The 22,426-nt window shown below is 45.3% G+C and carries 12 protein-coding genes; 1 reads left to right on the top strand and 11 read right to left on the bottom strand.

Annotation, left to right across the window (positions count from 1 at the left end):
* Positions 1-73: 73 nt before the first annotated feature.
* Positions 74-1,930, bottom strand: coding sequence for a hypothetical protein (locus Q7R76_00805; GenBank protein MDO8642118.1), 1,857 nt, complete (start codon positions 1,928-1,930; stop codon positions 74-76).
* Between the two features lie 318 nt (positions 1,931-2,248).
* Between Q7R76_00805 and Q7R76_00800 the strand changes: the two genes are divergently transcribed.
* Positions 2,249-2,734, top strand: a complete 486-nt coding sequence (locus Q7R76_00800) for a 23S rRNA (pseudouridine(1915)-N(3))-methyltransferase RlmH (GenBank protein ID MDO8642117.1) — start codon at positions 2,249-2,251, stop codon at positions 2,732-2,734.
* 12 nt (positions 2,735-2,746) lie between these two features.
* Here the strand turns inward: Q7R76_00800 and Q7R76_00795 are convergent, their stop codons facing one another.
* From Q7R76_00795 to Q7R76_00750, 10 genes are all read right to left on the bottom strand, one after another.
* Positions 2,747-4,705 carry a hypothetical protein gene (locus Q7R76_00795; GenBank protein MDO8642116.1) on the bottom strand — a complete coding sequence of 653 codons (1,959 nt, stop codon included), beginning with the start codon at positions 4,703-4,705 and terminating at the stop codon, positions 2,747-2,749.
* 1 nt (position 4,706) lies between these two features.
* A complete protein-coding gene (locus Q7R76_00790; GenBank protein MDO8642115.1) occupies positions 4,707-6,398 on the bottom strand; it encodes a hypothetical protein in 1,692 nt (563 codons plus the stop codon).
* 16 nt (positions 6,399-6,414) lie between these two features.
* Positions 6,415-9,162 carry a hypothetical protein gene (locus tag Q7R76_00785; protein ID MDO8642114.1) on the bottom strand — a complete coding sequence of 916 codons (2,748 nt, stop codon included), beginning with the start codon at positions 9,160-9,162 and terminating at the stop codon, positions 6,415-6,417.
* Positions 9,159-13,106: a protein phosphatase 2C domain-containing protein gene (locus Q7R76_00780; GenBank protein ID MDO8642113.1), complete on the bottom strand. Its 3,948-nt coding sequence runs from the start codon at positions 13,104-13,106 to the stop codon at positions 9,159-9,161. Before Q7R76_00780 ends, Q7R76_00785 begins: the two co-directional genes overlap by 4 nt.
* An 18-nt stretch (positions 13,107-13,124) precedes the next feature.
* On the bottom strand, positions 13,125-14,498 hold the full coding sequence (locus tag Q7R76_00775; GenBank protein ID MDO8642112.1) for a hypothetical protein: 1,374 nt from the start codon (positions 14,496-14,498) through the stop codon (positions 13,125-13,127).
* Positions 14,499-14,535: 37 nt separating this feature from the next.
* Positions 14,536-15,774: a hypothetical protein gene (locus tag Q7R76_00770; protein ID MDO8642111.1), complete on the bottom strand. Its 1,239-nt coding sequence runs from the start codon at positions 15,772-15,774 to the stop codon at positions 14,536-14,538.
* A gap of 9 nt (positions 15,775-15,783) precedes the next feature.
* Positions 15,784-18,159, bottom strand: coding sequence for a hypothetical protein (locus Q7R76_00765; GenBank protein ID MDO8642110.1), 2,376 nt, complete (start codon positions 18,157-18,159; stop codon positions 15,784-15,786).
* A gap of 233 nt (positions 18,160-18,392) precedes the next feature.
* A complete protein-coding gene (locus Q7R76_00760; protein MDO8642109.1) occupies positions 18,393-19,556 on the bottom strand; it encodes an FAD-dependent oxidoreductase in 1,164 nt (387 codons plus the stop codon).
* A gap of 64 nt (positions 19,557-19,620) precedes the next feature.
* Positions 19,621-20,376, bottom strand: a complete 756-nt coding sequence (locus tag Q7R76_00755; protein ID MDO8642108.1) for a helix-turn-helix domain-containing protein — start codon at positions 20,374-20,376, stop codon at positions 19,621-19,623.
* Between the two features lie 215 nt (positions 20,377-20,591).
* Positions 20,592-22,418, bottom strand: coding sequence for a hypothetical protein (locus Q7R76_00750; protein MDO8642107.1), 1,827 nt, complete (start codon positions 22,416-22,418; stop codon positions 20,592-20,594).
* Positions 22,419-22,426: the final 8 nt, after the last annotated feature.

The raw sequence follows: 22,426 nt of genomic DNA, 5'->3' as shown, positions 1-22,426 counted from the left end.
AAGTAGTGCGTAACCAGAACAAAAGTGAAAAACTGAAGAAAAAAGAGAATAAATAAAAAATAAATTATTTAATTTACTGCTTGCGTACAATCATCGCAACGAGTATGCCGCCGACAACCAGCAACACGACGATAATCGCAATCAGTGCGCCAATGTAGGCGTTGCTTGCGGTGAATGTCTTGGTTGCCTTCTTTGCAATCGGCGTTGCTGTTGCAATGGTTCCGGTTGGCACTCCTGGCACCGTTCCTGCTGAAGGCGTGGTTACCACGACTTCTTCCTGCTTCTTCGGCTCGTCCTGTTGTTCAGGTGCTGTTGGAACAGCCACAAAGCCGCAGTCAGGAACCGTCAGCATGACTGTTTCAGTGTTTGACAACAGAGTGCGTTTGGTGTACGTGCTTACTTCAATGCCGTACGTTCCCGGCTCAACATCAGTTGGCACGTTGAAGGTGAAGCGGACCGGAATTTCATCGTCTTTGTCAACTTCGAGGTCAGTTTCAGACTTTAACAGCTTGAATTTACCGCGGTCTGCTTTTATCTCGACCTTGACTTCTTTTTCCTTCTTCTTGCCAATGTTCCGGACGTCCATCTGAAGCTGTACATCGCGTGAGCCAATGTTACAGGAGACGAGTGCCGGCGTAAGCTGGAGCGTACTCAATGAAATTTCGTGCGCTTCGCGCTCGACTTTGAACTTGAGGTCCCACTTTTCACCGTGGAATGCATCGTTGTCGTCAGTTCCACCTACAGTAATCTGAAGTGTGCCGGTTCCGTCAGCGTCGTTTTCGATAGCTGCAGACAACTCAAATTCGGTTTCAGTATTTGTTTCAACGGTATCTTCCTCGTCATTTACATCAAGGTCGATAACGCTCGTGTCGTCAGTGTCAATTTCGACTTTTCCGTCCATGTCAAGGTTACTCTTGTCGTCAAAGTTGTTCTCGACAATAACCGTGATGGCCAGCTTGTCATTTGGCTTGAGGTTTTCGACGGTGTCGCCCTTGTCGTAACGTTTGCACCGTTCAGTTGCGCCGGTTGCGCAGACTTCGATTTTCTTGACTTCAAGCATGTTTTGCGCCTGCATTTTAACCAGCGCAGGAGCATTTGCGTTTCTGGCGTCAGTTACACTGACTGCCCGGTCTGTCGGTGTGACCGTAACCGTGCCGATAGTCCATTGTCGTACGTTATGATCCGCGTCAACAGCAGGAAGGTGTTCAGCAATGATTGCTTCAACACTAACACTGTCTACGGTCGCGCTTGGTTCGACGATAAGATCATTGTCAAATAGGCTATTGCGCACGTTCTGGCTCAACAGCGTCAAGGCGTATGCGTCTGCATTGTCCGTTATGCCTGCTTCGGGGGCATAGGTAACCCTGATACTATCAACGGTCGCTCGCAGGTCGCCAGTGTTTTTAATCGAAACTTTTTGTGTCTTTTTTGGTATTGCTGAACTGGCTGAATTGAAATCGTCATCTTTTGGATTAAAACGTTCACCTTCGCTTCCCGATCCACCAATAAGAATGTCAGAAACACTCAATGCGGCGCCCTGGACAGCGATTCTGAATGTTTTTGATGCTATCACATCATTTGGAGGGGCTAGATTGGGGTCTTTAATTTCAACAATATATTCTTGATTTGTTCCTGCATCAGTTTGAATTGGCGTCCAGCGGACGTGCCCTTGTGCAAGCTGCACGAGGTCAACACTGCCTGCTCGCAGTGCAACACCATCAGTGCGTCCGAAGGTGTAGGTAGCTCCTGCTGGCAACGGGTCACCTGATGTTTGTATATCATAGTCATACAAGCCGTTAATGGCGTTGCTGTCCGTTTTAAGGTCAGGTGAAGGCGTATTTGCAATCTCCACTGCAGCGCTGACACTTGGCATAAGCGCGATTATCAGAAGTACTATAACACTTACAATGCTGAACTTTTTCATGTGCATACCCCCAATGATTGTGATTATTTTATTATTTTTATTCTCGTTATTGTGGTGTTCTATCCGTTTTCTCAAACACCAAACATCGAACCTATTGTTCGGAACATAGACGTTCCCTTTATGATTAAACTATCCGAGAGTAGTATCATGTATATAAAGATTTGTCTATTGGAGTATATAGATTTTCATACACCAGCTATAGCATCATTATAATCAATTATTAAGCGGTATAACTATCTTCTATATAAACGGTATTTATAATAGTTTATTAATAAATATGCTCTGATATAAACCCTTTTATATGCCTTCTGGTTTGCCCCTGCCATGATAAAAATCATATGCCTTGGCACAATTCGAGATGGCCATATATCAGGCCTCATCACCGAGTACCTCCAGCGGCTCGAGCGGTTTGTTCGTGTTGAGGTCATCGAAGTCCCTGACCAAAAAATTGAGCCGGATACTTCGTCGGACAGCAAAGCTGCCGACATGATCCGCGAGCTTGAAGGAAGAAAGATTCTGAAAATCCTTGAAAGCCAGCCGCGTGCCTGCCATACTATTATATTGGATGAACACGGCACGCTCTTTTCTTCCGAACAGCTTGCTGAACGAATCAAGGCACACGAAGTTGACGGAGACATCCTCTTTATCATCGGCGGCGCGCTTGGCTTGAGCCCCGAAGTAAAAAAGAAAGCGAACCTAACCCTTTCGTTGTCACGGATGACCTTTGCTCATGGATTGTGCCGGCTTTTTCTGGTGGAACAAATCTATCGGGCCTACACTATTATCAAAGGGATGCCGTATCATAAATAGTCAAAGGTGCGCTCACCTAAACTCGGGCAGTGCAATTGCTGAATAAGGGGTATCTTTTCTGTCATGGATATGCAAACTCAATGCAACTCCTAATGACCATCGTTTAGTATATTCATAAAAAGAATCCATGCCGCCGCTTTCATTTTTGCCGATGATGCTTGCACTCATATCAACATTCCTGCCCAGCGGAATCAGGTATCCTACTCCACCTCCAACCATGACGCGGCCGTACATGCCCTCACAGGAAATCAGTTCGCAGAGTGGAACATTTACTCCTTCGCTTTGTGTAAAAACTTGTGCATAGATGCCGAGAGGAGTCATCCATGAAAGTTCTGCACGCGCATTTGCATGCCGTTGTCTTGGAAGATTCAATTCTGTTTGAATTGTTCCTGAAAGTGTTGATGATGACTCTCCCTCTTTTTTTGGTAATTCCCATTCACCTATTGTGGTATACTGGTTCTTGTTTGCTTTTCCTGCAACGTACTCTCCTTCCAGTGTGAGCCGTACGGCGTCATCAAACAAACTCACAACAAGGCCGAGTCCTCCTTTCAAAGCAAGGTACGCTATTTCTGTTTTATCGCGTGCAGTGCTTTCAGTAGTAAAGTCGTAATTACCTACTCCTCCACGCACATTGACCAGTAGCCAGTTCGTTGCTTGTACACCTAAGGTAAGTCCCATAGTGCCATTTGTCAACATTCCACTGGCTTTGGTGCCTTCAAAATCAGCAGGCACTTCAATACCATATTCTTTGTTATGGAACGTAACATTATGTAAATTTTCTACGCGCGTGAGTACCATTCCCAAATCTAGGCCAACATAAAATGGGCCGGCAGGAATCTTAGAAACTTTGCCAAAGATATATCCTTCCTGTAATCTCTCACGGGTGAAATAGGTGGCAGGGGTTATGACTCCGAAGGGCTCATCCTTTTTTGTTTGATGGACAGGTGGTCGTTTTTCTCTTTCTTCTGTCAGTCTTTGCGCATTGTTTGGTGCCACGGTTGGTGGTGCATGTTCTGTCGGTTTTGGCGCTTCCACTCTTGGCTTCGGCTCAAATCCGCACTGGTTATCATACATTGTAATTCTCTGGTTTGCTTCTATAACTAAAAGTGCATCCTCAACACTATCTGGCTCGCCATTTCTGTTTTTATCTATATACAGTGTCGTAAATACTGTTGGCAGACTGGCGAGCTTAAACACTGCCAGTTCAGCATTCGGGTGAGGCTGCGGGTTTTGTAGGGATGAAAACCACTGGGCAAACTCGTCATCCATAATTTTTGACCCTTCCCGAATGAGCTCCAAGCTTTCACTATTATTTTCGATGCCCAGCGCTGCTGTTTTTACGACACACCGTTTTATTCGTTCCCATTCTTCGTTGGCGTATTTTTTCTTGTCGATTCGGTTCACGCGCTGAAGAATGCTCTGATTCTCATCCCCTATTCTCTCAAAAAGCCGATACTCAAACAATTTTTCGTATTTCGTAACATACTCATCACATCCTGATATAAACGGGGAATTATGCATGCCAAAAAATGTATTGTTGGGGATTGAGAAGAGTCCGTGCTCCTGCGCTTCGGGACGTACTTGGGTTCCAATATTAAAAATTCCGTCATTGTTGTCATCAAAAAAAAGATAGACTGCACACTCTTGTCTTTTTTTTCCGTCGGGTTGGGAGAGTATCACCTTTCCATAGCCTGGTTTGAGTCCAGTTGCCAACACTTCATGTCTTTCTTTAAACTCTTTTCGTACCCGTGCAAATGGCGATTTTTCTACTTCTTCCATTGCAGTTTCGAGAATCTGGGTTTTGGCATCATTTCCAATACTGCCGGGGAGTGTGCCGCTATGCATAAGTAAAAAATCACTTTCCTTAAGTTCGTAGCGCTCTGTTTGTTGCGCAGGCGCTTCGCGTGGCATGAGCAGTCCGGCAAGCCCGAACCATGCTGCGGTTACGATTGTTTGGAGTGTTTTGCGCATGTTAGTTCCCTTTCATCGGCTGGACCTGATGAACTCTGCCGAGATTTTCTTGGTCTTCAGTTACGTTTGGCAATTCCTTGCGTTCGGCATATCCGCATTCCCACGCTTCTTTTGCAGGGGTATTTTTTGCAACAGGTGTGTGGGTAATATAATCCGCTTTGTTTCTTCCTTGTGTCCCGACAAGATATTTTACTCCCTTGAAAAACCCATGTTCCCTCAATGTTTCTCCAAAAATAAAGCCAGCTGCTATTTTTCCGTTTGCAAGCGTGAGTGTGACACACTTTCCAAAGCCATAATACTCTTTCACTGGCAGCGATGCCGTGAGGCCGTCGCATGGAATCTCCCTTTTCTTCTGTTGTTCCCATCCGGGAATCTCTTTTGGTTGAACAACAAATGGTGAGTACGATGAAATCGCATATCCTGTGCCCGGCTGAAATCCTTTTGGCGGATTCACAAATTCGATTGCGTATTTGGCGCCGAGAAGATAACATGTTCCGTTGTTATCTACCCTGCTTAGTTGCACAGGCTTTGGCCGCGCTTCTTTTGCTGCGATGATGGCGTCTAATGTTGCCATTCCTGGCTCTTTGCAGGTGATTTCACTCAATTGGCCAGTAACTACTGTTGCACTTCTTGAAACGGTTTTTCCGATAATGAAATACCGTTTTCCTGGTTCAAACTTCTCAAACTGCTTGTCAAATACAAATACTGCATCATACTTCTTTTCAACATCGCTGCCGCCCTTGTCAAGAAGATAACACTTGCCAACTGATACTGCTTCGTCCAGTGGAATTCTGTCCCTTATTTTTGGCTCTATTTGAGGTTTTGGTGGTGTTGGCGGAACTGGTTTTAGCAGGAGCGGTTTGATGGTATCAATCACTACATCTATCAGCGGAACTGCTGGTGTTTTTGGAGTGTCAACAATAACTATTGGTGGCGGGGTTTCTCCTTCACCTTCTCCTGCAGTTATCACTGGTAGGTCTGGTGGTACCTGCGTTGGTGGCGGTACATAGACCGGTACATCGGGTGCGCTAATCGTGGGAACTGTTTCTTGATGATGAGCATATTTTCTCGTTAGCAGTGCTCCTGCGCCAAGAACAAGTGCCGATGCAACTCCAGCTGCAACCAGCCGGTCAGTACGGTGGTACCATGGCGTTCGTGTCGGCCTGAAAAACTCAAAGACAGCATCCGCAATGGCGGCGTATGTTTTTTTTAAAATGAATGTCTCACTTCTCATTTCTCTTGCGGTCTCTTGTTCTTTTGATGCGGCAATAGTATCAATACTTCTTGGTTGTGCATCAGCTGCAACACTTTTTGTGTGTTCGGGAAGAGGCGGCGGCACTCTACGTACTGATACTTCTTTTTTCGGTTCTTTCGGATTATATTTTTGAATAACATATTCTCTCCACGCAGTCACTCGTGCAAGAACTTCGTCAAGTGTTTCGTCAACACTGCCGGTTTTGCTTGTATTCCTGCAGATAGTATCCAAATATCCGGCAAAATAGGTAATGTCACTATACACATCTTGGTGTCCTGCGGGAAGATACCTTTTACCCTCACTTCTGCCCTCAACTTCTTCTTTCAGTGCAAAAACAGACGTAACAATTCCCGCCGTGTTTGTTGGCTCTGTTCCGAGGAGGTCTGCTAACTTCGCGACTGTTGCATGTTCCGCTATCCTTGTTTTGGTTGCGCTCATTTTATTTCACCATTGTTCAAACAAACCAGCCGACAACTGTGTCGGCGGCACTTTCTTTCACTCGTGCTTCATCAACCCACTGGCTTATTTTCCCTTGCATCTCTTCAATTTGTTTTTTATAACGAGCCCCGACTAAACTGGTGTCATCCACTATTTCTCCTTCAAATGCGTCGAGTTTTGCTCGAAGAACTTTGTATTCTCTCTTTCCCCTACATCGGTCTATAGCGCGGTCGTTAGGGTGGCTTGGTGGTTCTTGAGTCCCTATTCTCTCGTCCCATTTCTTGGCAAGCTCTTGGTCTTTCTCAAGCTGCGTAATTGTTTCATACACCACGCTCACAATCGACGCATTCGCTTGATTTGACCTTCTCAAAACAGCAGCAACATACGGGGAAGAGGGGGCGTGTGGCACCTGTTGGCCATTAAGTTCTTGTCTCATCTTGTCGTATGCTTTACGAAGGCGTTCTGCTTTCTCTCTGATAGTTTCTACCTCTCCTGTTTTTATTGTTCTTTCATAGTCTGCTTTTTTTCCGGTGAGTGCATAATATTCTTTCAGCGTTTTTAACTCATCTTGTTTCCGGTTGAGCACGTCAACTACTTCTTTGGTGGAATGTCTTGGGAGATAGTGCACTCGTTCTGCGGCAGTGAGCAGCTCATCTGCATATTCTTTAATGCGGGACTCAACTACTCTTTTTATTCGTTGATATTTTCCACTGTCTTGTGTTTCTTCGTGTATTTCACGAATTTTCTTTCCACAGGCGCCATAGTGTTTTGCAAATTCTTGCAGTGACGCTGCCGTTTCTCCAATCGCCTGTACTGCACCATCAATTTTAATCAGCATTTTGTCTGCAGACACCTCTGTTCCAACCAGCGTTTCAATATCTGCAATGGCAGTCCATACTCTCCGCAGCGCTCCTCCCACTTCTTTGCTTTTCTCAACCACGCCGGTATGTTCAGCGCGATAGGCGGTATCAAATTCAACGAATGTTTTGAGCGTAGTTATTTTTTTGGCTGCAATGCCATTCATTGCTAATTTGGCACTCCACAAATCTCCTGCATCTAAACCTATATCATGTATTTGCGCGTCATAACCAGCTAATTTTTGTTCAAGAAGGCCTTTCAATACGGCGTTGTTACTTTTTCCCTGTACCCTGCTTTGCTCGTTTTCAAGCTGGCCATTGCATATCTTGTATTTACTCTCTCCTGCTGCAAGCAATTTTTGTGCATCATCTAATCTCTTTATTGCTCCAGTTATGGCAGGAATTTCTGTGCCGATATCTTCCTTCCGTTCCACTGCAGCAACCAAACGTTCCTCAAGGCGCTTCGCTTCTGTGTGTGCTTCATCATTTTGTTGCAGTGCTTCTGCTTTTGCAGCAACAAGCTCACCATAGAGCGGCTGATACCTTCCTTCAAAAAGCATAAACCCTCTCAATAATTCAACATTACTTTTTCCTTGGGTAATCCTTCGTTGTGTCTCGCCCAATTCTATCTTTTTGCCATCACCAGAAACACCGGTGCCAGAAAGAACAGTCCGTATGTTTTCAAGTTCTCTTTGCGGGCCAACGAAATCAGGGAGCAGTACGGGATTGGCTCTCCTTGTATCATATTCGGTGATTATCTTCTCAAGCCGGTCTTCATCAGTTTTTATATCTTCACCAATCTTCTCCATCACCGCATAAAATGCCCGTTCTGCACGATCGGTATCTTTATGCTTTGCAGCAAGCTCTATGCTTTTTCGCAGTTCTTCATAACTACAGTCACTGTTTGGATTCGGGTGAAAGTGTATATCACTTTTGTACCTATAAAAAAAGTCAAGTTTTTTTGCGTTTGCTTCTTTTGTAAGCTCTTCCTTCAGTTCTTCTGCGCGTTGGCGCAGATCCTGCACTCCATGGAATCCGTTAACCTCTTCAAATCCATCCTCTAACAGTTTAACAAGTGGATTTTTTGCTTCCTTTTTTGGTAGTGGCAGCTCACGCAAAATGTCCGGATTACCAATTGTTATTTTTCTTCCATCATACACTTCTCCGGTTACTGCATAATATAGCATCCCCGTTGCCATGGCAACATCAATGCCCGAGTGTGTTTTGGTGTCTTTGGTTACTGCAGATCCTCCGTCTCCGTTGCCTTTTCGTGGAATATACCTGTTGTTCATAAACAAATTTTGCACATTGGTATATTTTCCTTCGCGGTCAGGGGGAATACTGCATTCCGGCACATACGGGGTGCCATTGTAAAACACCGTGATTGGAGTGTTATCCTTTCGTGCAATTCCAAAATCTATCAGGAACAGTTGGTCGAGGTCATTGGTGACCCGTATGTTATCGGGTGTTATATCACAATGCACAATGCCGCACTGCGCAAGAACATCAATAATGTCAAGAAGCTGGATGTACATTCCGAGTGCTTTGTCAATAGGCAGTATTTTTTCCTGCTTAATTTTTTCTTCTAAATCGCTATCGCCAACTTTTTCGCTGACGATTCCACGTCCACGCTCATTTCCCAAGTCTCCGCGAAAAAGAACGCGAGGAAGGCCAGGTACTTCTATTCCCTTCTCTTTTTCATACGCCTCTATTTTTTCTTCAACCGTGACAGCATTTTCTATAAAATGTTCCGCAAGCGGCCCTGCGTTTTGTGGGTTTGGAATTTTGAGTATGACTCCTTTTCTTGTTTGTACGTCAATACCATCAAACGTGTAGCTTAATTTCTGCTGTTTTCCTTTCTCATCAAACTGGTACCTTCTGCTGTTTAAAGATAGTTCGATTCTCATGGGCCAAGCACCACATCAATTTTTAGTTCAAAGGGGCAGTTTATTACCGGTCCGGGGTTTCCTTCTTTGAGATCAATCTGGCGTTGAGTGACGCGGTTATTTTCTGTATCTATCAAATATAGTCCGCTTGTATTAAAATTTCTAACCGTGATATCTGTCGATCGGTATGTAGTAATCTCTTCTCCTCCTTTTGGAATATACCTCACACATAGTCCATGCAGGTTTGCAAGATTCTCCACTGTTTTTTTTGCTTCTTTGTTTGGTGTATCTGGTTGTTGCTTTGATGGTCCTGTTTGACAATCATGCCATTCGGTATCCTTTGTTGTTGGTTTTGTTATAACATCATACACGACCATTTTTGCTTTTCCCTTTATTCGATATACACCATCATTTCTGTGGCCAGGCTCTGTATCACCAACATATCGTGAGGCATATCCCAGGGGGATGCTGATTATGTCTACTTCACTATTTCTTCCACACTTAACCTGTGCCCCGATGTGTATGAACTCGCTCAAAGGAACGCCGCAGTACGTTGGCACAGAATTTGCCGGCTTATTTGCAGTTGCCAATACATACCACTCATTTATATCCCACCACGAGCCACTTTCATGTTTAAAATACAGTTTCCCATCAGCATCAAAGAAACACTTGTTATCTTCTCCTGCACGTACATCGACTAAGCGTTTTCCGTTTAAATCAACTGGTTTTGGTTTCGGAGATTCCTTTTTTGGTGTTTCGACAGTCGCAGATGGAGTTGGCTGCGATACTGGTGCTGGTGCGGATGTTATTGGTGGTGTTGTCAGTGTCGGCTCTTCACGAGGAAGACCGGCGTTGCATTGTGGACTATCTTTTTGTCCGAGTATCAATTTTATTCCTTTAAGAGTTACTGGTCTATAGGTGAGCTTGCCGTTTTCTATACTCTGATAATAATATCCTCCTTTCCCATCTTCTGTTTGAATCGCTCTTTTCTCATCTCCTTCTTTTTCTTCGATTATTCGCAGGCATAAAAACGTGAACAGGTCCTGTGGAAGCATCTGCTGGCCTTCTTTTGTAATCTCAATGCGTCCATCGTCATCCATTCGTGCGATGCCGTTCATCGTTCGTATTTCCAGCGGAATTGCGCTGTAGGAATAACGTACTCGGTCTTCCGCTTTCCAAGAAAGTTGTGTTCCATCAGCGGCAACAAACGCATCGGCTTGTCTTCGGTATATTGTATCATTAACGATAAATGCCTCTATCCCTGCGATACTCTTCAGATCTACTCCTCCGTTTGTTCCTTCATCTTCATCTGTTACAGCGACTTCAATCCAGCTATATTCTCTTTTAAATGCTTCACAATTTTGCACATTATCAATGTCTTTCCTTCTATTTTCTGTTTTGCCCTTTTCTCCTTCTTCAGTGATTATCACTACTTTTCCTGTTCGTTCATCCTTCACACAGTACAGCGGCTTTTCTTTTGTTCCAAAATACCCTTTTTGTATTTGCAGGGCCGCGATATTTGTCAGCGCCGCTCTTTTTTCTTTTTGTTGTATCGCTTCCAGCGCTTCTTTTGTCGGCGGAGCTTTGCATTCATCCACTGCTATATACCTCCCTATTGCCCTCTCTGCTTTGTCGCACTCTTTTTGGATGTCTGCTGCGTACTGCGGTTTTGGTTCGGATTCTTTTATTGCAGTGCCGTGAGTTCCATAATATCGGTCTGCAGCAAAGAGTCCGCCGAGGATAACCGCTGTTGCCGTTGTTGCGCCAACCAGTATTTTTTGCCAGCGTCCTACTCTATACTCTCTTGTTTTTTTTATCTTCGTTACCTCATCTTCCAATTTTTTTATTCTCGCTTTTTGTTCTCTTCCTGCTCTACCAATTTGTTGCAGATACTCATGCGCCCGTGCTTGAAATACCTGTTCATCTGTTTCCAATCCAACTGCGTCGCAGGTATCTTTTATGTGTGAAAAAAGAGTTCCGAGGGCACCTTCTAAACTCTGTATTCTCCTCTCTCTCTGTTCAAGTGTCACTAATACCATTTGGTACTTTTCATAAATCTCATTCTTTTTCTGTTTTAAAGTGCCAATATTCTTGAGAATCGTTTCAATGTGCCTTTGTCTGCTCGTACTTGTTATGCTCTCATCCACCGGAATTTCCAGTCGGGCATAGAGCCGTTCTATGAGATCTATACTTCTTTCTTCTTCTGCCCGCTTCAGTTCATTGACTTTTTCAACCACATCGCCAAAATAATGTGAAGGATCTTTATCAACAACTTCTTGGGCAACCTTGGGCTCAAAGAGAATGTTATACTGCCTTCTGATTTCTTCTGCAAGGCCATTCATTCTTGCTTGTGTCTGTTCTTGATGTTTGGTAAGTCTTCGTATATCTTCATCGCGCTGCCGTATTGTTTCTGCGCTTGTGGAATCACTGCCCTGCAACTCTCTTATTTGCCGATTTAATGGCTCTGTTTCACCTACAACTTTTTTCCGGTATGTTTGAATCAGGCCAGAGATAAGGGACGTTGCCTTTTTTTCAACATCTTCCGCAGAAATTTCGCTGCCAGTAATTTCTTGTATGGTTGTTCTCAGATTTTTGTATAGTGCGGTTAATCGCCCTTTTAGTCCGCTTATTTCTTCTTCTTGTCCTTTTTTTGTTTCATCATATGCCCGCACTGCCTCTTTTCCAATGTATTCCGGCGTGCGTTTTTCTACGGTTTCTCTGTTCTTTCCTGTTATTCGTTCATATACGCCAACCAATGCGCTGCGTGCTTTTCCAACCTTTGTTGTCAAATCATCGATTGTTCTTTCATCCTCACCTATTTTTTTGTCCTTTTCAGCTATTTCTCTCCGGTGCGTTTCCTGCGTTTCTTGGAGTGCTCTTTGCCCCTCTTGTTCCTTGGCGCTGATTGCGCTTCTTGTTCCATCGACAATGTCTTCTGCGTACTGCTCTGGTCGCATCGCATCTGACGGTTGTCTGCTAAAAGTGTCAACATATATCCGGCGAAGTGCAACGTTTCTTTCATCTACCTCTTCTCTTGCGTGTGTTTCCGACTGCATCAGCCGTTGTGTCGCGCTGCTGAAATCAACAAGCATAAACGTAGTGTCATCTTTGTCCATCAGCGGCACGAGCGCTGACCTGATCGCATCTTTAAATCCATCATCTTTTTCCATATATGCGCGCGCTGGCTCAATAATTCTCATACCCTCATGTGCCCGTTTGCGTGCTTCTTCTATTTCAGGCCCGCTCCATGTGCTGCTCTCGACTATTTTTCTCACTTCTGCGGCAAACTCCGGCCGTTTTTGCATGAGAAGGTCGAGTTTTTTTTGTGGTTCACGAAGCAACGCTTCTAACTCATTTATTGTGGTGAGCGGATGATCATGCTTCAGCGCTGCACGCACTTCTTCATCAAGAACTGCGTTAAACAATCCATCGGTTGTTAACAAAAGATACCGTACACCATCAAGCGAAATTGTTTGGCACTGTTTTATTTTCAATTCTGGCTCTTTTCCAAGAAAATTTTTTGGCGCGCTCCGGTCTGATGAAAATTCATCTTTTCGTACGCTTTCATCTTCAGTCAGCTGGGTTACGGTTCCATCCTGTTTTGCGACATATATTCGTCCGTCTCCCACATGGGCGAAATGCGCCGTCATTCCTTTTGCAATAAGCGCGTCAATTGTTGTTCCCTTTTCCTCTTCATGAAGCTTCTTATTCACCACACCTAACAAATCAATCAGCAGCTCTTTTCGTATTCTTTCATACTCGCCGGGTGTGTTGGTTATCTGTGCTTTTCTCAGTTTGAGATTTTGTCGCATAAAATCAGTGGCTGTATTGCTCGCGTTGGCGCCGTGGTATCCCGTCAGCCCATCAGCTACAAGAAATATTCCCAGATCACTCTCTTCATAGTGGAGTGCCTCATCCTCTCCGCTCACGGGGAAATTTCTGATATACACTTCAGGTAGTACCATGTGGTTCACTTGGTTCACTTAGGTTCGCATAATATCCATGGACACAATGTCATGTTTTAATTCAGCAATTGCCATAGCCCGTTCGGCCCTGTTTTTCAAAATGTCATCTAATTCAACAACCACGATCTTTTTTCCAACAGAATAGTGCACATACTGCCTATCTCCTATCGGGAGCGTTTTCAGGTTGCGTACCGACCTATCTTCTATTCCTTCGTGTGCGCCATTTGGTGTGTAGAACATACTTCTTTTTGTCAGGTACGGCGGCGCTAACACTATCGTTCCTTCGCCATCCCTCCTTATTTTTTCAATGGTGCGCTCTTCCTTAAGTTCAGGATCTATTTCAAAGACCAGCAGCCGCCCTTGGCTGTTTTGAAGGCCGAGAATAACATAGTCTTTAGCCTGCCCGGTCGAACGTCCGCTTTCATCTTTTTCTTTATACCCTTCAACAAAAACAAGCGATGTTGCAGGAAGCGGCAGACGGGTGGAGGTGCGTTGTTGGTCGAGTGTTCCGTACGCTGGTGTTTTTCCCAGGTACGGATATCGCGGCGTACCTTGCTCATTTCTCAAATGAAGGTGAAAAAATGCACGGTTGTCAGTATACCCAAAATAACTCCCGCCAATAGCTGCAGCGACATACCGGTCAAATCCAATGACTGTTTCCTGGAGAGCTGATGATTCAGTTCTTATCGACGCTCCGCTTCTTTGCTCGACAAACGTCCGTGAGCCAAGATTGGTGTTCCCAATAAACATCCGCTCATCCCTGCCTGAAACATTTCGTGTTGCCGCTATCACTCCGTGGGTTTGGGTAGCTGTTTGCTCAAGAGTTCGGTTGTCGTCCCAGCCAAGCTGGGCGCGAAACAGCTGGCCATTAACATACTGTCGATTGTCTCGTGCACTTGCTTGAATAGCTGGCTCATTTGCCAAATCATAATACGTTGCTACGCACACCTCTAAATCTCCGCCTCGTTCCTGAATTTCAATCTCACCACGGGTTGATTTTTTTCGTTGTCTTCTCTCAAATGGAAATTGCCGCATATGGCGCACCGCAAGTTGTTCAGCATCATCAATTCCATCAATCTCAATTACATCTGCGCCAATGCGTGAAAAAGCGAATGCATATCTTTTGTGCTGATACGCCGCTGCGCGAACCGAAAAAACCGTGTGCGGCCAGTTTTCACTCTCTGCTCCTTCTTGGAGAAGGACAGGGAACGCTTTTTTCTGTAGCGGCTTTTCCGGGTCAAGAATCGTTGTTTCCTGAATAACATAAACCAGCGGCAGGTCTTCTTCAGCGATGAGCCGCTCTCGTTCTTCAACAGTTGCAAAAGCAAACAAGTTCTGAAGAGCAGAGAGCTGTTTCTTGTCGCCTGCGGTTGATGCTACAATCAGCGTCATGTGCTGTTCGCCCCCTACCTTCTATATGCCCGCACGGTTACACTTCTCGAGCGCATGCCTGTTCTAATGCGGTGTATTCAGCTTGTGCTGCTTCTGACCTACGCTTTGCCTCATCACGCAGTTCTTCTATTCTTCCTTTAATCTGCGTTGTATAAGATTCTGTTAATCTAAGAAGAGCCCTTTGTCCCTTTTCCTCTATCTCTCTTTTTTGGTCGGGGAGAAGACGGTCTTTCCTGCTGAGCTCAGTCTGTACTTCTGTTATTTCCTGTTTTTGCCGAAGTATTCTTTCCTGTGCTGTAACCGGGTCACCCGCATAGTCTCCCTTTGTTATCCCTTCTACCTTATGGTCAAAATAGGCAACCGGCTCAAAAACCTGATAGACCGTGCATCCATCTTTTTCGGTTTTTTCAACCTTGAAATAAGGAATGTCCTTTGCATATCTTGAAGAGGTTGTTTTCTCTATGGCGTCAACAAGCTTGCCTACACATTCGTCAATGGTTGTGGCGTTTACTTGCTTGGCGCTTCTGAAATATGAATTCATCACCGCCAGCACATCCGGTGAAACGTTGGTGTTCAAGTCTTTTACATGGTCTGGTATTTTGTCTGATAAAACCGGATAGTAATATCCCGTCATCATCCGATACGCGCTTTTCATAACCGCATCAAATCCGATGTTGCTCTTCCCTCTTTTTGCCCGCGCAAAATCCCCTGCATGTGTTGTTGTTTCTTCAAGAGGTACCGGGTCTGCAATCATAAATGAGCGAAGCCCTTTACTCTTATCCATTATAATGATGTTTCTTTCTTTAACATCCATATTCCATGGCTCAATTACTCCGCTCTCTTCTATTTTTCTTACGACTTGGAGTGCGTTCAGCAGAAAATAATATGTGTCTTTGACCCATTCAGTATCCGACACTCTTTCCTGTATTTTTTGTTCGCCTGCTTCGGGGGGTATTCTCTCGTCAAGGAATGCTTCAAGAGTCATATCTCCCGGTTTCATAACCCAATACGCTACATTTTTTTCATCAATTGTTCCTTGTCCAACAACCTCAGGTGTGAGAAAATGAGGATGTTGTATCTGCATATTTTTGTTTCCAGCGTCAAGAAATTCAGTTCGTAGATATGTTTTTCTCTCCCCTACCAGTTTGAGTGCAACTCTTTTGCGGTTTGCATCTTGCGCATCTGGATACACTTCACTATATGCCCCGGGTGTTCCTCTCTCGTCATCAAATGTGTATTCAGAAATCATATTCACTACGAGTGTTTTTTTTGCCATAGTTTCACCTTATACAAGCTGAAGCGCGGTGCAATTTTCTGCAAGCACACGCACGCCATTATGTTCTTCTGTTCTCCACACCATTACTTTTTTTTCTCTTGTTACAATATAACACTGCCCTGTTTCTCCAGCAAGCGCAATACGCGTGCCGGACTCACTGCAGTGCCGTTTTCCTACGTCTTCTGACCGTACGAGTAAGTGTCCAATATTTTCTGCATCAAGGCAGTATGTGTTATTCGACGTTGTTATCGCTATCTGGCTTCTTCCTTCGCCATCAACTGAACATGACATCTCTCGCAGGCGGGACAATTCAGTTGCCAACCGGCGGGCTTTTTTTCCTTGGTGAACATACATACTCATTCTGTTCCCTGTATCCTTCCCTGTGTCCGTTGCTGCATACACGGTTCCTGTCGCGGGATCAACATCATACGCGACTATCTGCCCTTCGCTCGGCTGAATAAGCGTGGTGATTTCAGAACGGTACGTCCCATCATTTTTTTTCGAAATCTGCAGCCTTTTTACTGCGCCATCCTGAAGAAACAATACGCCGTCTTGATATGCCCGTAGCCGGTATGCCTGTTCAGTGTCGTGCGGCGCGCATTCTCTGGCGTTCCAGTGCTGGGGATCTTTTGTGCCATCAACCAAATGCAGGCAGGTATCTTTTTTTGCAGCGATAAGAATATCATCAAGCACTACGGTTGAATCAACCCGCGCGGGCTTTCTGCTCAATGATGAAATGCCGATGTGGAACATCTCTCCTTGTTCTGAAATGACCTCAAGGCCAGCTTGATGGCCTGCCACTACATAGAGTCTTTCTGCAATGGTGTGTTCGTTCACCGCCTTTACGCCTCGGTACCCTACATTCGGCAGTACTATCCTTGTTGGTTGGCCTTTTGTATTTGGTACTGGCTCATTCGTTGTTGTATCATACCAAGAAATAACCGTGTTCTGGAGATCACTTTGATCTGGCTGTGCAATTAATAAAACTCTTTTTTCTGGCGAAGGAGGTATCGGCATTTTCTCAGCGCGGTCAGACGGCGTTTCAATGCCTAATCCTTTTCCTCTTTTTGTTTTCCGGGTAAATTCTTCTACTTTAATCGCGTATCTTCCATACGCTTCACCCACCATCGCTTTTTCTGCGTCTGACGGCTCAACAGCGTCTCCATCTTCTCTCTTCCAGCTGTTTATGGGCGCTACCACCACTCCTCGTGCATGGTCATACCGGATGTCAACAGGAAAGCCAAACCATGTTTTTACTGGATTATTGCTTGGCTGTATATATACTGACGCTGTTGGCGGCACAAGCGCGTACGCGTTGTTTCCTTTTTGTTCTCTCAAATTCTTTCGTGTCGCCGCAACGAGTCCAATAGCATCAACCAGTTCTGCGATGACTCCGGGCACATCATGAGACCGTTCATTTATGTCAGTGTAATATCTGCGTATGCCGCTGCCAACGGCGGTGCGTATGCTTTCAAGAATATTTTTTTCACCGGTTATGCCCTGTCGTTCAAAGAACTTTTGTACTGCTTCGATTTGTTCAGGTTTCAAGCCAGAAATCACTGGCGCGAGGTCTTCACCATGCGCGCCAAAAGCGAGCGCTCCGATATTCGCGTACATTTCTCTCTTCCGGACGCCGAGTTTTTCCAAGCCAACACCGACAATATCTAAAAAGCGTTGCCGCTCCTCTTTTTTCCCTGGCCCCTCAAGCGGAGTGCCAGTAAAATCAGTTTCAGTAAAAATTGGCCCATCGGTGAAAAGATACCTTCGCAATGAGAGCGAATCAATCTCATTGAACCCAATGACTTTTTCAGGATCCATGCCTGCTGCTGCGCAGAATGCTTGGGCGCATATGTCCGGCGGATTTGTTACCACCAGCACAACACCTTTATACTCTTTGAAGAAAGGAGCATATGCTTCGAGTTCAGGAATATTGTGGCCAGCACGTGCAAACCGGTCGGTGAGCAGGCCCTGTTTTCGTAATTGGTCTTCTGTATCGCTCCTGATTGTTATGACTGTTACATCCGGCTGTTGTTTGATAACTGCTTCAACAATCGCTTTGTTACTCCACTGTTTTTTCCATGCTTCTATGTCTCCTTGAGGAAGATAGTCCAGCGGCGTCGTTATTCTTGTCTCTAATTCGATTGGCGTTATTTTTCCCCGTAATGTGCGTATCTCCCTATCAAGCACATTTCTGTTTCTCCCATAGAATTGTATCTCTCCAATCGTCGGCACATCTATCTCCCCTCTAGCATTTCTTTTTCTTTCTGCAGATTTGGTGATGAGCACCTGTGCTGTTTCGCGTGCTAAATACCCCGGGCCCAAAAAGAATACGCTATACGTCTGGCTGGCGCGTTCGTCAAGGTCCAACGTATCCATGCCCCCCATGTGTGCCCCCCTACTTTTTGTGGAGTAATCAGTTACTATTTATACCTTTGTATCGCTGTATTTTTAGCTGTTTATTTATAAACGACGTTATTCTGCTAACTACCTACCCTCTTTTTATAACCCATTTTATAAACTCTTTAAAAAGCCTTTAGTGTCTTGCTGGCTACTACTTCCATGTCTAGGTTGCTACTGCTCGTTTGTTTTTTTCTTTTTCTCTATTTTTTTCCATTGTTTTACTTGTTCATCTCATCAACCAAATCAGCAGTATATTCTCCTGCTGGCTCTGCCGATGTAAAACCCGGGGATGGCATGATCATATGGATTGCGTGCGGAAAATAATGGTCTGGCTCAATCACGAAATCAGTGACGCGGTTGTAGGGAAGCGTAAAGATGCGCATGGTGATGCCAAATTGGTCCTGTGCAAGATCTTCTTCCTGAAGGCCGGGTAAAAATGGCTGAACCCGCTCAAAAAACAACGAACGGGGCTCAAACTCTTGTGTATCTTTTTTTTTGTCCTGAATAAGAGTCGCAGTTGGCCCCACCAACATCTTGTCGCCATCAAACGTCGGCGTGAGATGAATGCCCAAGCTCACCATTTTTCCATCGTCAGCAAGTAATGGTACTGGGTACACGCAGTGGCCCTTCATGTGCAGTTCCGGCCGCTTTCCGCTTCTGAAACTGAAATATTCCCCACGCTGAGGAACGAAAGTGTATGGAAATTCTGGATGTATCATTCGGCCAATATCGTCGGCATGCACGCCGGCGGCGTTCACTAAAAAGCGGGATCGCACGGTATCTGTTGTGCCATCGCGGTACTGTATGCGCAGGTTAAACCAGTTGTCATGCGCTTCAATATTCATGACTTCTGCTCCATAAAATACCGTCTTTTCATCTTTTTCAGCGCGCTGTTTCATCTTCGTGCAATATTCAACTGCATCAAAAATTCCCGTTGATGGAACATACAGTGCTGCCTTTGCGCGAATATTTGGCTCATATTCTTGTATTTCATCCGCGGTTAGCATGCGCATCTTTTCTCCATCAATAGATCCGGACACGCCATTTTCCCGCGCGGTTTTCGACAATTCTTCAAGCGCTCCAAACTGGTCTGTCCGCGTCGCCACGACAAGTTTTCCAGTGCGCCGGTGCGCAACGCTATAGCGTGCGCACGTTTCATACATGCGCCGGTTTCCCTCGACGCAAAGCCGTGCTTTAAGTGAGCCGGGTTCATAATATGCACCAGAGTGAATGACGCCAGAATTATGGCCGGACTGCCCTTCAAAACTGTTTCTTTCTTTTTCAAACACGGCGATGTTTTCATATCCCCGTTCGACAAGCGCAGTGGCTGTGCACAATCCACCAATGCCTCCGCCAACAATTGCGACATCAATGAGTGTCATTTTTTCATTCCTTTTTTATTTCTTCTTTTTCCATTGTCTCTCTTTCATTCTTTCTCTTTCCTCTTTACGGTTCTTGTGCCTGTTCCCACAACAGCCAGAAGTAATCCTTGTACGCTTTTGCCATCTGCTCATTTTTTATCAGAATCAGGAGTGCTGGCTCTGCCGAGTAATTAACAATGGCAACTTCGTCTCCACAGACACGCGTATTGACTGGATTATTGTATGGAAATACCTTGCAGTTGGTGTACGGCAGCGTGGCGAGATGTTTTGCACGTTCACGGCCGTCAACATTATAGATATGCCACATCTTGGTCTTGTTTTCAATGCGCCGCACGTGCAAGTTGTTGTGGAATTCAACACCATTAAGTTCCGTGACTATTTTCGGGATGCCAAAACATACTATCTCTTCTTTTTTGTCGACGAAGCGGCGCGTCATGTTTCTGATGGCAGGAATGCCCTCAAATATCTGCACTTCAACCCGCTGGCTTGCGAGCTTGTGGTTCAGCATGAGCTGCGGCATGATGCTCTTGAGTAGTGTTTCTTTTTGTTCGAGAAGATTCATCAGATGTGACGGGTCTGATGCCTGATACTGCTTTTTGTTTTCAATGTTCACATAATTGGCGAGCCCCTTCCGTTTCAGCCGCTCAAGCGCGTCGTAAATATTGGGCCGGTAGAGTTTGCTTTTTTCTGCAATTTTTCCTACGTTGCAGGTGCCCAGTTCAAGCAACGTCAGATAGACCTTGCCTTCATTTTTACTTAATCCAAGATGCTCAAGAACCTCTTCCTGCGCTCCCGGCTGCCGTGGTGCTGCGTCAATCATTGTCTTCCCCTCCGTGCATTTTCTGAAGTTTTCTATGCAACAAAAAACATCATGTAGTTGTTGCCTAAACATATACATCTCTTTAAAATGTCCTTATTTATCAGTATAGTACAGCCTAATACTATAAAATACTTTTGGTGTCCAGGTAAGAACTACAAACAAAGGTAGTAGTTATAGCTACAACTAAAAAACAGATTCATTTATTTAAAAACTATTTAAAGCCAAGAAATCCTGCCATTGCCAAGAACAACTGCCTGTGCTGGCGAGAAAACAGTCTCTTCATGCACCACACTCGTTGCCTCACGCACTGCTGCTGCGCGCGCTTCCGCCTCTTCTGCAACTCTTCGCGATTCTTCTTCGCGTGCGCGCGCACGTTCTTGTGCATCATGCGCTTGTTGCTCTGCAGCGCGCGCTTTTTCTTCAGCATCGCGCGTTTTTTCCTCTGCTTCCCTGCGCCGTGCTTCTTCTGCTCCACGCTCTGCTGCAAGGGCGGCAACTGCTTGTGTTTGTTCCCGCAGCGTTTGTTTTGCTCTGGATAGTTCACCTGCGGTGTGCTCCCGTACGCGCCGCTCTGCAGTAACTTGTGTATCGTGCCGTTTGGTAATCTCGGCAAGCTCGCGCTCTTTTCCGGCAACTGCTGCCTGTGCCTCTGCTTCTTTGGCTGCGAGGATCGAACGGGTTTCTGCATCTTTTGCTGCAAGGCGTTCCGCTGTTGCTTTTTCAGATTCCCTGCGCATTGCAGTAAGTTGTTCGTCGGCGCCTTTTTTTAATGCGTCAATTTCCACACCGTACCGTGCGCCTACTTCTGCCTCAATCTTCTCGCGTACCGATTGATCGAGGTGTCGCTGTACCGCACCGCTGTTCCGTTCCAGCGATGACTCAAGCCGGCTGATGCCTTCAATTTCACTCAGCCCCAGCATGCTTCGCTTTTGGCGGATACTGCGCAGCTGTTCAAGCCGGTTCTGGTAATCGGCGTATGCTTCAGGCGTGAATGCGACGTCTATTTTTTCCAATTTTCGGAGTGTGTCGCGCGTCATAAGGTCAACGGCGCGGATACCTGTTTCATAAACTCCTTTTAGTTTTTCTTTTTCCTCTCGCAACGTATTTGCTGCGTCAACAAATCGTTGTATGCCAATTGTCGCGCCTTGGTATATCACACTTTTTTTCTGCTTCGCTTGTTCTATAAGGAGAGTAATATATGCCATCTCAAGACTGGGTGTTTTTTCTTCAAGACGCTTTCGTGCCTGCTGCATATTTCTGGTTCGTTCAGCCATCTCTTTCTCTTCTGCTTCATACACTGGGAACGCGTCTTTCAGCTGTCGTAGCTCTTCGTGCGCTCCAGCGAACTCATGCTTTGCTTCTGCAGTGATCACGTTGAGCAAACGCCATTGTGCAAGTGGCACATACGTCCAGAAAAGCGCACTTTTTGCCGCCTTTATCCGTCGATAAACTGCTTCCTCTCCGGTTTTCAGTTCATTTTCTGCGTTGGTAATCTCATCGAGTGTTTGTGTAGTCCTGTGCTGCTGTTTGGTTCTCTGAATGGCTGTGTCAGGGCATATTTCTGCTTGAATCACTGCATACATTTTCAAGAATGCATCTGTCTTATATCCATTCAAATTTGTTTTTGCGACAAATGCTTGATACTCCTGCGCAAACGATGCACCGTTTTTCCTTGCTTCTTCGCTCTCATCTGGTTCTCCTGATTTTCTCGTTGCATGATACGCCCGGGCGAACGCGATTCCCGTTGCATGCAGGTTGCCAAGAAATTTTTTGATATTCCTGTTCAAATCTTTTTCAAGATCGGCAAGATTTTTCTCTGCGCGCCCGGCGATATCCGTGTCAAGAAGTGGCGCATAAATACTCTTGTTCGCCTGAAAGTCAGCAAGGCCGGCCCTCAACTGATGCAGATCATCAATAACTGCATGCTCACTAAAATTATACTGCCTGCCTATCTGTGCAATGCGCTCTTTTGTTTGTTGGTAATTATCAACCAGGGTCGGCTGATACCGCATTGCAGGGCTTGGCATTCCATTCGGTTGCATCGTTTTTT

It is taken from the genome of Candidatus Woesearchaeota archaeon (assembly GCA_030651375.1).
GTDB lineage: Archaea > Nanobdellota > Nanobdellia > Woesearchaeales > UBA12501 > JAUSFM01.
Note: the sequence above shows the minus strand (reverse complement) of the source record. Positions and strands in the feature narration are given on the sequence as shown.